This window comes from Gemmatimonadaceae bacterium (assembly GCA_036504815.1).
In the GTDB taxonomy this organism is placed as follows: Bacteria; Gemmatimonadota; Gemmatimonadetes; order Gemmatimonadales; family Gemmatimonadaceae; genus PNKL01.
Map to the genome: position 1 here is coordinate 274,415 of DASXUN010000003.1, position 12,072 is coordinate 286,486.

The 12,072-nt window shown below is 67.7% G+C and carries 11 protein-coding genes and 1 tRNA gene; 5 read left to right on the top strand and 7 right to left on the bottom strand.

Annotation, left to right across the window (positions count from 1 at the left end):
• Positions 1-9: 9 nt before the first annotated feature.
• A complete protein-coding gene (locus VGJ96_01625; GenBank protein ID HEY3285801.1) occupies positions 10-1,299 on the bottom strand; it encodes a hemolysin family protein in 1,290 nt (429 codons plus the stop codon).
• Between the two features lie 51 nt (positions 1,300-1,350).
• Between VGJ96_01625 and VGJ96_01630 the strand changes: the two genes are divergently transcribed.
• Together VGJ96_01630 and VGJ96_01635 are read left to right on the top strand one after the other, a co-directional pair.
• Positions 1,351-2,313 (top strand): cation diffusion facilitator family transporter, encoded by a 963-nt coding sequence (locus VGJ96_01630; protein ID HEY3285802.1) that lies wholly within the window; start codon positions 1,351-1,353, stop codon positions 2,311-2,313.
• Between the two features lie 66 nt (positions 2,314-2,379).
• Entirely contained in the window at positions 2,380-3,984 is a 1,605-nt protein-coding gene (locus VGJ96_01635; protein ID HEY3285803.1) for a type IV pilus twitching motility protein PilT, read from the top strand.
• A gap of 20 nt (positions 3,985-4,004) precedes the next feature.
• Here VGJ96_01635 and VGJ96_01640 read toward each other — a convergent pair whose 3' ends face one another.
• Both VGJ96_01640 and VGJ96_01645 read right to left on the bottom strand, forming a co-directional pair.
• Positions 4,005-4,868: a hypothetical protein gene (locus VGJ96_01640; GenBank protein ID HEY3285804.1), complete on the bottom strand. Its 864-nt coding sequence runs from the start codon at positions 4,866-4,868 to the stop codon at positions 4,005-4,007.
• A gap of 97 nt (positions 4,869-4,965) precedes the next feature.
• Complete coding sequence (locus VGJ96_01645) at positions 4,966-5,772, bottom strand: hypothetical protein (GenBank protein ID HEY3285805.1); 807 nt, start codon at positions 5,770-5,772, stop codon at positions 4,966-4,968.
• Positions 5,773-5,877: 105 nt separating this feature from the next.
• Here VGJ96_01645 and typA point away from each other — a divergent pair, with 105 nt between their 5' ends.
• The 3 genes from typA (at position 5,878) to VGJ96_01660 (ending at position 8,335) form a co-directional block, all read left to right on the top strand.
• Positions 5,878-7,713 (top strand): translational GTPase TypA, encoded by a 1,836-nt coding sequence (gene typA, locus VGJ96_01650; protein HEY3285806.1) that lies wholly within the window; start codon positions 5,878-5,880, stop codon positions 7,711-7,713.
• Positions 7,714-7,744: 31 nt separating this feature from the next.
• Positions 7,745-8,119, top strand: coding sequence for a hypothetical protein (locus VGJ96_01655; protein ID HEY3285807.1), 375 nt, complete (start codon positions 7,745-7,747; stop codon positions 8,117-8,119).
• Positions 8,120-8,261: 142 nt separating this feature from the next.
• Positions 8,262-8,335: transfer RNA gene (locus VGJ96_01660), tRNA-Ile, on the top strand.
• A gap of 32 nt (positions 8,336-8,367) precedes the next feature.
• Here VGJ96_01660 and VGJ96_01665 read toward each other — a convergent pair.
• The 4 genes from VGJ96_01665 to VGJ96_01680 all read right to left on the bottom strand — a co-directional run.
• Entirely contained in the window at positions 8,368-9,630 is a 1,263-nt protein-coding gene (locus tag VGJ96_01665; GenBank protein HEY3285808.1) for a tyrosine-type recombinase/integrase, read from the bottom strand.
• A gap of 421 nt (positions 9,631-10,051) precedes the next feature.
• A complete protein-coding gene (locus VGJ96_01670) occupies positions 10,052-10,966 on the bottom strand; it encodes a helix-turn-helix domain-containing protein (protein ID HEY3285809.1) in 915 nt (304 codons plus the stop codon).
• 44 nt (positions 10,967-11,010) lie between these two features.
• The gene (locus tag VGJ96_01675) at positions 11,011-11,415 is read right to left on the bottom strand and encodes a single-stranded DNA-binding protein (protein ID HEY3285810.1); all 405 of its coding nucleotides are present in this window, start codon (positions 11,413-11,415) and stop codon (positions 11,011-11,013) included.
• Positions 11,416-11,544: 129 nt separating this feature from the next.
• Positions 11,545-12,072: hypothetical protein (locus tag VGJ96_01680; protein ID HEY3285811.1), on the bottom strand; the 528-nt coding region annotated here is incomplete at its 5' end.

The following is a 12,072-nucleotide window of genomic DNA, read 5'->3' on the forward strand; positions in this document are numbered from 1 at the left end:
CAAGCGCCGCTACTCGCGCGTCATCTCCAGGATCGCGATCCGCCGCCCGTCCATTTCGCGCACGGTCCACGTGGCGCCACCGCCGCTGACCTTGTCGCCCACCTGCGGCAGCCGCCCGAGCAGGCCGAAGACGAAGCCGCCCACCGTGGTGTAGTCGTCGTCCGGCACCTGCAGTCCGTGCTGCGCATTGACGTCGCCGATCTCCGCCTGCCCGGGCACCAGCGTCTCGCCCGACGCCGCGCGCTGCGTCGTCGCGATGCCCTCGTCGTGCTCGTCGAGGATCTCGCCCACCAGCTCCTCGAGCAGGTCCTCCATCGTCACGAGCCCCGCGGTGCCGCCGTACTCGTCGAGCACGATGGCCAGGTGCTCCTTGAGCCGCTTGAAGTCGGCGAGCACCTCCTCGACCTCGCGCGACCCCGGCACGGCGTGGACGTCGCGCATGACGCTCGCCAGCGAGAAGGTCGCGGGGCGGTGCCGCAGCACGGGAAGCAGGTCCTTGGCGTGCACCATCCCCACCACATTGTCGAGCGATCCCTCGAAGACCGGGTAGCGCGAGAATCCCGCCTCCTCGACCACCGCCAGCGCCTCGTCCAGTGTGGCCTCCGCGTCGAGCGCCACGATCGCCGTCCGCGGCGTCATCACCTCGCGGGCGTTCTTCTCCGAGAACTCGAACACGGCGCCGATGAGGTCGGCGTCCTGCTGCTCGATCTCTCCCTCGCGCTGGCTCTGCTCGACGATGACCTTGAGCTCGTCAGGCGAATGCACGCTGTCGTGCGTGGCATCCAGCCGGACGCCAAAGGGGCGCAGCACCGCGGACGCCGACAGGTTCAGGAGGGCGGTGAACGGCCGCACGAGCCAGGCGAAGGCGAGGAGCGGCGGCGACAGCCACTTGGCCCAGACTTCCGGGTGCTGCAGCGCCGCGGCGCGCGGCGTCAATTCGCCGAACACCACGTGCAGGTAGGTCACGGCCACCAGCGCGACGCCGGCGCCGAGGCTCACGCGCAACCCCGCCTCGATGGCGAAAGGCAGGGCGGCGAACCATCCCTCGAAGACGTGGCCGATGGACTCCTCGGCCACCCAGCCGAGGCCGAGGGAGGCGGCGGTGATGCCCAACTGGCTCGCCGAGAGTACACGCGCCAGATTGTCGGTGGCGCGCAGGGCGTAGCGGGCGATCAGGTCGCCCGCTCGGACCATGGCCTGCAGGCGCGTGCGGCGGGCGCGCACCAGCGCGAATTCCACCGCCACGAAGTACCCGTTCAGGAGCAGCAGCAGAGCGATGATGCCGAGGCGCGAGAGCATGCGACAAACGTACCGGGCGCGAGCCGCGCGACGCCAGCGCCGGGGCGCCCGGTGAGTCCGGCGGCCGCCAGGAACGACTGCGCGCCGCTGGCCAACGGCCGCGCCGGCGCGCCGCCGGTGGCGCACACGCACGCCGACGGAACGTCGCACCAGCCCGGGGCCGGCACGTCGGGGCTCAAGTGGGCCCTGATGCTCACCCTGGTCTTCTTCTTCGCCGAAGTCGTCGGCGGCTGGATGGCGAACTCGCTGGCCCTGCTCGCCGACGCCGGGCATATGCTCACCGACGTTGGCGCGCTGGGCCTGTCCCTCTTCGTCGCGTGGTTCAGCCGCCAGCCGAGCACCTCCAGCAAGACCTTCGGGTACCTGCGCTGGGAGATTCTCGCCGCGTTCATCAACGGCACGGTGCTCCTGCTCGTCTCCGTGGGGATCGTGTGGGAGGCCATCGGCCGGCTGCGCCACCCCGAGCCGCTGCAGAGCGGACTGATGCTGGTGGTGGCCGCCGGCGGACTCCTGGTGAACATCTTCGTTGCCCGGCTCCTGCATGCCGGGGCGTCGTCGTCGCTCAACGTGCGCGGCGCCTACCTGCACGTCCTCAGCGACCTGCTCGGCTCCGTCGCCGCCATCGTGGCCGGCCTCTGCGTGCGCTACCGGGGCTGGACGATCGCCGATCCGGTGGCGTCCATCGTGATGACGGTGTTGATCGTCCGCGGCGCCTGGCAGCTGGTGCGCGAGTCCGTGGATGTCCTGCTCGAGGCGGTGCCGCCGCACATCTCCCTCGACGCCGTGCGCACCGCCATCGCGGCCGTTCCCGGCGTCTGCTCGGTGCACGACCTCCACGTCTGGACGGTGACCAGCGGCATGGTCGCGATGAGCGCGCACGTCGTCGTGCCGACACCCGCGGAGCACCAGCAGGCGCTCGAACGCGTGCACGCCGCGATGTCGCGATTCGGCATCCATCACGTGACGGTGCAGATTGAAGGGCAGGAGCTCGCGGACTGCCTCCCCCATCGCTAGTCGCCGTCCGCATTCGTCATCGCCGATCGCAATCCGAATTCCCAATCCTCAATCGGTCTTCCCCGCATGGCTCAGCTCGACAAACTGCTCTCGGTGATGATCCAGAAGAGCGCCGAGGCGCTCTACCTGGACGAGGACCAGCCCTCGACGCTGAAGCTCGAGGGGAATGACACGCCGGTCACCAAGCCGCTGAACGGCGCGCAGGTCGTCGGCCTGCTCAAGGAGATCGCGCCGCCGGCGGCCTCCGCGAACCTCGACCAGAAGGCGCCGGTCAAGTTCCAGTACACCAACACCGAGGGCGTCTTCCTCGTTCGCGCGATGCTGCAGGCCAACAAGTGGCACTGCCAGCTCACCGTGGACGACAAGGGCGAGTTCGAGCGGCGCACGGGGATGTTTCGCGCGGTGGATCTCGAGACGGGCGTCGTCTCCAGCGGCGCGGCACCGGCGCCGGTGGCCGATGCCGCCGAGCTGAAGGACCCCGCCAAGGCCCGCGTCGAGATGGAACGGCTGCTGCGGCTCCTCGTCGAGACCGGCGGATCCGACCTGCACCTGCGCGTCACGGAACCGCCCATCCTGCGCAAGAGCGGCGAGATGGACCGCATCGAGGGTCCCAAGATGACGGACCCCCAGCTCACCGCGCTGCTGCAGTCCATCATGCCGGATCGCAACAAGAAGGAGTTCGCCGAGCACAACGACACCGACTTCGCGTACGAGATCGAGGGCGTGGCGCGCTTCCGCGCCAACGTGCTCAAGGACCGCAAGGGCATTGCCGCCGTCTTCCGCGTCATCCCGAGCAACATCGTGACGGCCGACCAGCTCGGGGTCACCCCCGAGGTGCAGAAGCTCTGCTACCTCACCAAGGGCCTCGTGCTCGTCACCGGCCCCACGGGATCGGGCAAGTCCACTACGCTCTGCGCGCTCATTGACCTGGTGAACCGGTCACGCTCCGACCACGTCATCACCATCGAGGACCCGATCGAGTTCGTGCACGAGAACAAGAGCTGCATCATCACGCAGCGGCAGGTGGGCGTGCACACCGACTCGTTCAAGAGCGCGCTGCGCGCCGCGCTGCGCGAGGATCCGGATATCATCCTCGTGGGCGAGCTGCGCGACCTCGAGACGGTGGCCATCGCCATCGAGACGGCGGAAACGGGCCACCTGGTGTTCGGCACGCTGCACACGACCACGGCGGCGAGCACCATCGACCGCCTCATCGACCAGTTCCCGGCCGACCGCCAGGAGCAGGTGCGCACCATGCTTTCGGAGTCGCTCAAGGGCGTGGTGTCGCAGGTGCTCTGCAAGAAGATCGGCGGCGGGCGCGTGGCCGCGCGGGAAATCCTGCTGGTCACCGGCGCCGTGTCCAACCTCATCCGCGAAGGCAAGACGTTCCAGATTCCGAGCATCATGCAGACGTCCAAGCGCATCGGCATGGTGACGATGAACGACACGCTGATGGACCTCGTCGAGCAGAAGCTCGTCGAGCCCAAGGAAGCGTGGATGAAGTCGGTGGAGAAGGCGGCGTTCGTGGCGTCGCTGAAGGTCAAGGGGCACGACACGTCGTTCGCCGAGACCGATCCGCAGACCGCGGGGGGAGCTGGCGGAACGCCGCCCGCGGGCCAGGGGGCGGCCGGTGGAACGCCACGTTCCGGCATGGCCGGCGTGAAGCGGTAGCCGCGCGCTCCGGACCGCCCTCAGCGGGCCGGGGTGTCGCTGGAGAGCACGGCGCCGTACGCGCTGGTGAGGCACGACGGGCAGAGAATCGCCGAGAACCCGACGTCGCCGCGCGAGGCGACGTAGGCCTCGAGTTGCTGCCACGCGTTGCGCTCATCGCGCACCTTGTGACACTGCGGGCAGATGGGGACGGCGCCGCGGAGCGCGCGCAACTCCGCCACCGTCTCCTGCAGGTGATCCCGGGCGCGCGCCATGGCGCGCCACGCCCGGTCCTCCGCTTCGGCCGTCGCCTGGCGATGATGGGCGACGAGCAGGCCGAGCGCGTTCGCCAGGGCGAAGCAGACGACGTGCGTCACGATCTGGGGGCCCGAGACGTCGTGGTGCCAGTACAGCACCAACGAGAGACTGGCCACCGAGAGGATGATGGCCGGCACCGCCTGCACTCGGGTGCGGCCCGGGATCATCAGGTAGTAGACCACCACGCTCAGCAGTTCGAAGCGCGTGATGAACAGCTGGTCCGGGCCGCGGCCGATATGCGAGGCGATGGCCAGCGCCACCCCCACCAGCTGGGCGATGAAAAGGAGTCGCTCGAAGCGCGTCCGGGTGGGCGCCGCCCTCAACCAGTGCCAGAGCGCGACCAGCGCGAGCAGGGTTGCCCCGCGCACGGACCAGAGAATGGCGAGACGGAGGCCCGACTTGGCGACCATCGCGTCGATGATGCCGAAGGCGGCGATGGGGAAGGCGAGGACGGCGACCACCCGCAGCGCCTGCACCCGGTCGCGTTCGAACCGGTGCTGCTCGAGCGCATCCGGCGTCATCTCCGGTGCGCTCGACGCACGCGGCGACGGCTCGTTCACCGGTCGCGACGATAGCAGGTCGGTCATCGCGGGGGGCACTGGGGGGAAGGCGGGGCCGGCGTCGGCCATGCGCCAAGCCAAACAATGTGGGTACAGTGCATCCGCGCGGCAAGCCGACCGGTGCTCACCGCGGGCCGGCGCTCGTCTCCATGTACTCCGGGAAATGCTCGCGAGCGCACCGCGGACACATGCCGTGCGAGAAGTCCGCGTCGCTGTGTGCCCGCACATACCGGTCGAGCCCCTCCCAGGCGCCCGCTTCGGTGCGCACCTGGTGGCAGTAGGCGCAGATCGGGATGATCCCCTCGAGTTTCCGCAGCTCGGCGACGGCCTGTTCGCGCGCCTCGATGGCGGCCTGTTCGCGCGCCAGTGACGCATCCAGGTCCTTGTCCAGCTGCGTGCGATTGCGGGCGATCAGCATGCCGAGCACGCCGGCGAGCACGATATTGAGGCCCGTGGCGACGCGCTCGTACGACGGCATCGTCACCCAGTGACTCCAGATGAGACCCGTGACGGAGACCAGCAGCGCCGCCCACGCCACCAACTGGAGCCGAAACGGGTACGGATAGACGACGAAGGTCCCGATCGAGACCAGCACCATGGTGCGCACTGGCATCCAGTTGTCGGCCGGGCGCAGGAGCGCGTTGCTCGTCAGGAAGGCGACAATGGCCAGGGCGAGGAGGAAGAGCACGCGACCGAGGGCCGCGCGCGACTCGGCCTTCCGGATCACCGCCACGCCAAGCGCCCACAGGAGCAGCTGCGAGGCGCGCAGCGCGTGGAGCACGGTCAGCGTCGTCCGGTTCGGCACGACACTGATGTCCACGTAGGCGAACAGGACGCCCGGCACGAGCAGGAGCGTGGTTGCCACGAGGGCCAGCCGCCGCTCGCTTTCGAGCCGCAAGGCCGCAACGTGTTGCAGGTGAGAGGTGGGCATTGGCGGGCCCCGTCGTCGGCGAGGGTGCGGTGTAGAAGGGGCGCGGTCCGGCTGGGGGGGCGCGACCTGTGAATTCTAGCCGGTGTTCGACTATCTTACGAGGCTATGGAAATCCGCAACATTGCCATCATCGCGCACGTTGACCACGGCAAGACCACGCTCGTGGACAAGATGCTCCGCCAGTCCGGGGCATTTCGCGAAAATCAGGTCGTCGCCGAGCGCGTGATGGATTCGAACCCGCTCGAGCGCGAGCGGGGGATCACCATCCTCGCCAAGAACACGTCCATCCACTGGAAGGACACCAAGATCAACGTGGTGGACACGCCGGGGCATGCCGACTTCGGCGGCGAGGTGGAGCGCATCCTCCGGATGGTGGACGGGGTGCTCCTCGTGGTGGACGCGTTCGACGGACCGATGCCGCAGACCCGCTTCGTGCTGCGCAAGGCGCTGGCGCTGGGCCGGCAGGTGATCGTCTGCATCAACAAGATCGACCGGCCGGGCGCCGACCCCATGCGCGTGCACGAGGAAGTGCTCGACCTGCTGATCGAGCTCGAGGCCAACGAGAACCAGCTCGACGCCCCCGTCGTCTACGCCTCGGCGCGCGAGGGGACGTCCACGATGGACATGGCCGTGCCGGCCGTGAACCTGACGCCGCTGTTCGACACCATCGTCAAGCACGTGCCGGCACCGCCACACGACGCGGCCGGGGCGTTCCAGATGCTCATCTCGACCATCGACTACTCGAACTACCTCGGCCGCATGGCCATCGGCCGGATCGAGCGCGGCACGGTGCACGTGGGCGACACCGTGCACCTGCTGTCCGTGGACCACGAGAAGAAGCCCATCGTGGGCCGGGTGACCAAGCTCTACGGCTTCGAGGGGCTGGAGCGCGTCGAAATGCCGCAGGCGTCGGCGGGCGAGATCGTCTGCCTGGCCGGCCTCGAGGGCGTGGAGATCGGCCTCACGATCACCGATCCCGAGCATCCCGAGCGGCTGGAGGGGATCGCGGTGGAGGAACCGACGATCTCGGTGGACTTCCTGGTCAACAACTCGCCGTTCGCGGGCCGCGACGGCAAGTATGTGACGTCGCGCCAGATCAAGGAGCGGCTGGAGAAGGAACTCGAGCGCAACGTGGCGCTGCGGGTGGAGGACACCGACGCCACCGATACGTGGACGGTGAGCGGGCGCGGCGAGCTGCACCTCTCCATCCTGATGGAGACGATGCGGCGCGAGGGGTACGAGTTCCAGGTGTCGCGGCCGCGGGTGATCACTCACCTTGGGCCCAACGGCGAGCGGCTGGAACCGTACGAGGAGCTGGCCATCGACGTCCCCGAGGAGTTCATGGGGACGGTCATCGAGAAGCTGGGACCCCGCAAGGCCGAAATGCTCGAGATGAAGAATCCCGGGCAGGGGATGGTGCGCCTGCTCTACAAGATCCCGGCGCGCGGGCTGTTCGGGTACCGGAGCGAGTTCCTGACGGACACGCGGGGCACCGGCATCATCCACCACCGCTTCCTGGAATACGGGGCGTGGGCGGGGGCGCTCGAGGGGCGCAGCCGCGGGGTGCTGGTGTCCATGGAGCACGGAACGATCGTCGCGTTCGCCCTGGGCAACCTGCAGGATCGCTCGACGCTGTTCGTGGCGCCCGGCGACGAGGTCTATGAAGGGATGGTGGTGGGCGAGAACTCCCGGCCGGGGGACATGGACGTCAACCCGACGAAGGAAAAGAAGCTGACGAACATGCGGTCGAAGTCGGCCGACGACGCCATCTCGCTGGAGCCGCCGCGGGTGTTGACGCTGGAAGGTGCGCTGGAGTATATCGAAGACGACGAGTTGATCGAGGTGACCCCGAAGTCGATTCGTCTGCGCAAGCGGAGCCTTCTCGCGACGGACCGCAAACGCAGTTCACGCGAAGCGAAGCGCGAACGCGCCTCGTCCTAACCCATCCAGGCAGCACACGGAGCGCAGCATCATGTCGGGCAAGTTGGCGTCGTCGCCGGTCGGCAAGGCTCTCGACGCGGACCTCATCACCCTCCTCGCGCTGCAGGCTGCGGCCCCCGAGGATGACGAAGCACTCTTCGACGACGACCTCGACGAAGACGACGAGTTCGATGACGAGGACGAGGACGACGACGACTCGGACGACGACCTCGAGGACGAGGAGGACGCCGTCGAGGACGAGGACGATCTCGACCTCGACGACGACGGCTTGCTGGATGACGAGGAGCTCGAGGCGCTGGACGACGACGAGCTCGACGAGTTGGACGACGACCTGATCGACCTGGACGACGAGTACGACAACCTCGAGGACGATGACGAGCCGCGGGGCGGGGCGTTCGACGGGTAGTGCCTGGGTGCGCGGGACCGGGCACGGTGTGGTGCAAGGGAAGGGGACGTGGTGGGAGGCGGGGATGTGCGAACTGCTTGTCCCGCCTTCGGTTGGCTGCCAGTTGACCCAGTCTCCGGAACTAGCGATACTTCAAGATTCTGGGCCATTAGCTCAGGTGGTTAGAGCGCACGCCTGATAAGCGTGAGGTCCGAGGTTCAACTCCTCGATGGCCCATTGGTACGACAACTCATTGCCCCGTTAGCGCTTCAGGCGCTGGCGGGGCGATGTGTTTTCTGGCCGATTGGCGGCGTGGTGTCCATTCGTGGTGTCCGTTCAACCGACACCAAACCGGCCGCGGTAAGGCTGCCGCGGCTCGCCAGCGCGGCGCGCAGCGTGACGTCATCGGCCCGCTGGTAACACTTGAGGATGGTTTGCGCTGATTTCCATCCGCCCAACTGGGCCAAGTCGCGCAACGGCGTGTTCTTCAGTTCCGTGGCGAACTTCCGCCGCAAGCTGTGCCATCCCCGGCCGGGCTCTGGCGCAATTCCTGACAGCGTTTCGAGCCGGTTCCACCAGGTACGTGCCCGATGCCGTGAAACAGGCTGCAGCGGGCGTTCTGGCGCCGGGAAGACCCATCCGTCGCCCAAGTGCGCGCGCTCGCGGCGCGCCTTCTTCAACCACTCAACGGCTTCGACCGACAGCGGCGTCTCGTGCGCCGAGCGCATTTTGTCGTGTTCCGCGCGCCAGCGCACGCGCGCATTGTCGAGCTCCAAGTCCGACCAGCGGAGCTGGAGTACTGCGCCGACCCGATGTCCTGTTTCATGCACGATCATCAGGAGCAACGGGCAGAGCGGCGACACGCGGGGTGCCACCGCCAACATCTTCTCGAACTCCTCGGCGACCAGTACCGGACGCCGCACGCTGGAGTCGGTAGGGAAGGGCAACTTGTCGAGCGGATTCCGCTCGACCAGCTGCTTGCCCGTTCCATCGCCGGCTTGGGTCGCCCAGTTGAGAACGGCCCGCATGAACTTGAGGTCCTGGACGATCACGCGGCTCCGGACCTCACGCTTCTCCGGCTTCTGGTCCTCCTTGGCGGCCTTCCGTGGCCGCAGGTCGCCGTGCTCACGCCGCCAACCGACAAAACGGTCCCAATCGCGGCGGGAGAGGGTCATGAGCTCGCGGTGGACACCCCAGCACTCGCTGAAGCGCTTGGCCGCGCGCCGGTCGTGACCCTGCGCACTCTTTCCCTTCTGTGGTGTGACTTCGCGCAGGTAGATGTCAAACAGCGCCCCGAGTCGGAGGGCGCCAGCGGGCACCGTGCGGTGCTCGCGCAACGCCGACGCCGCGTTCTCCGCCGCCGTCTTGGCGGCCTCGATGTCCCGATGCCCAAGGGCGATACGGGTGCGGCGTCCGGCCTCCCTGAACTCCAGGAACATCCGACCGGTCACGGGATGGGCGAATGCCCGGACCCGATTCCGGCCACGCTCGCCGGTGGTGAAGCTCCATTGCGTCGGTAGGTGTTCGTTCATCGTGAGGTTTCTCTGGAAACGTTCACGCTGGTACGAACAACCTGCTCAGCCTTCGCGCCTAGAAGATGCACGCCAGCTGCCGACGCTGCCACTTGGCGCGCCTTAACCGGCAGGCAACGCCGAGCGATCCGCCACGTGCGTCCACGCCCCGTCGCCGGAATGGCTCCCTCGCGTGCGAGGCGGCGAAGATGAGCCGGGCTATATCCCGACACAGTCGCGGCCTGTGCCAACGTGAGTGACTCATCCGGCGACTCGACGTCAATGCCGCAGAGGTCCGCGATGAACTGCTCGCACAGTGCGCAGCCCGACACGTGCGCCTCGACGGCGCGCAGCGCGTCCGCGGTCGCTCGCCATTTGGCGAGCAGTTCGGCGCGGCTCCGCGGTCGTGTTCGGTCTGGCGGACCACCGGCGGGCAGATGCATCACACCCATTCCGAGAGCACGTCGTCGACTTCCTGCTCGACGCGCCGCTCCGTCCAGTCTGGACATACGACTTCGTCCAATCTCCGCCGAATGGCCTCGCGCGCCTCCAGAGCCGCATAAGGGCCCCATAGCGCGGCGTCTCTTGTCTGCAACAGCGCATACGATCCGCCGTGCGAGAGCAGCTGGGAGCGCTGCACGCGTTGCCGAATCAATTCTGCAGCGGCCGCCGTCTTCGCCCGCTCCTCGGCCTTGCGCGTGGCGTGATGGCGATCGAGTATGGCGGCGCACTCCGCCTCGATCAGATGGAGCGGAACGCCGACCCGGGCATGCTCCGCCAAGTAGCGTTCTACCTCCGCACAGACCGCAGACGGCTCTCTGCTCATCCGGATGCGGATCATCGCCACACAGTTGTCGCGCGCCGCCTTCTCCCGCTGCGCTGCCTGCTCGCGTTCCGCTTCGGCTCTGGCCTCTGCGGCACGTGCCTGTGCTTCGGCCAGAGCAGCTGCCGCGCGGTCTCGTTCCAGTGCACGTGCAGCGTCCTCCCGCGAGCGCTGTTCCGCGAGATACTGCCGAACCTCCTGACGGCGTGCGATTTCAGCACGCGTCACATCGAGGTCCGCTTCGGCGTTCGCTCGTCGCGCCTCCCACGGCGGAACCGCCGCCGGGGCGGGCGGGGCCTGCTCGGTCTCCCGAGCAGGCGCCACCGCCGGATGATGCTGGTGCGACGCCACTTCAGCCTGCGTCGATGCACGTGCACGCAGTCGTTCGACGACGGACCGTCGGTACCGCCGCTGACCGCCCGGCGTTCGCTCCGCCACGAGTCGTCCCTGCGCCTCGTATCGGCGAACCGTTTCCGGTGCCACGCCGAGCTCGCGGGCCGCCTCGCTCACAGTGAGAAAGTCATCCTTAGACATTCTTCTCATCTCCACGGATCGCTAGAGATCCGGCGTTCCGTTTGTCAGAAGGGTGCGGATGCGGCCTGGGCTGGTACTGCCCGGTCGTCGGCTGCCTTTCTCGGTGACAGCAGCACCACCTCGCGCACATTCAGCTCCGCGACGTGATGCGTCCGGCCCTCCTTGTCGTCGTACTGCCGGTATTCAAGCCTTCCTTCGACAAACACTTTGTCCCCTTTCCGCGCGTAGCTTTCCATGATGTCGGCAAGTCCTGCACCCTCCGCCGACCGATTCCATGCGATGCACTTGTGCCAGTCTGTGCGCTCCTGGCGCTTGCCGTCAGGATCATTCCACTGGCGGCTCGTTGCGATCGAGAACTGCGCGACTTTCGTTCCGGTTGACGTGGTGCGGACTTCGGGGTCGGCACCAAGATTCCCAATCAACGACACCCTGTTCAGACTGCGGCTCATAACGGCTCCTGAGAGAGAGTTGACTTCGTTCGCATATCGGCGCACTTCGCCCGTCAAGTCGCGGGCGAAGTGCGCAGCCCGCCTCCTTCCCGCGCTCCGGTGCATGGCATCGCGGAGCGCGGCGGTTCTTCATGGGGGATGGCTGTCGATCGGTGAGAGGAGCGGGAGTGACGTCAGATCCGGAAACACCCCGCCTAGGTCGATCTCGCCACCCTTTGCCACGTACTTCGCGCAGTATCCACTCACGCAACCGATGGACCGCGGCGTCTCGAGCCGAGCGAATCCGCGACCGATTTCCAGCCATTCCGCCTCCCAGGCGCGGCGGTTTGCGCGGGCGAGGCGATCGTCGGCCCTTGCAAGCCGAGCCGCGCCTACGAGCGCGTGATAGTGGATGACGCCGCGCCGCTGCATTTCGAGAGCACGAATCCAGTAGACACCGCTTTGTCGCTTGTACCAGCGCGCGCCGTAGAGCGATCGGCTGAGCTTGCTCGCCCATACGCGGTAGCGTTTGTCGGCAGCCTCTGGATGCACTTCCCGAGCGAACGTGAACGTGCCGAACCACGACCACGGGTAACGCGACACAAACTCGCGCCATGCGTCGAGCAGCTTGTCGTTCCGGGTCTTGGCAGTGTCTTGGGGGGGGGGGGGGGGGGGGGG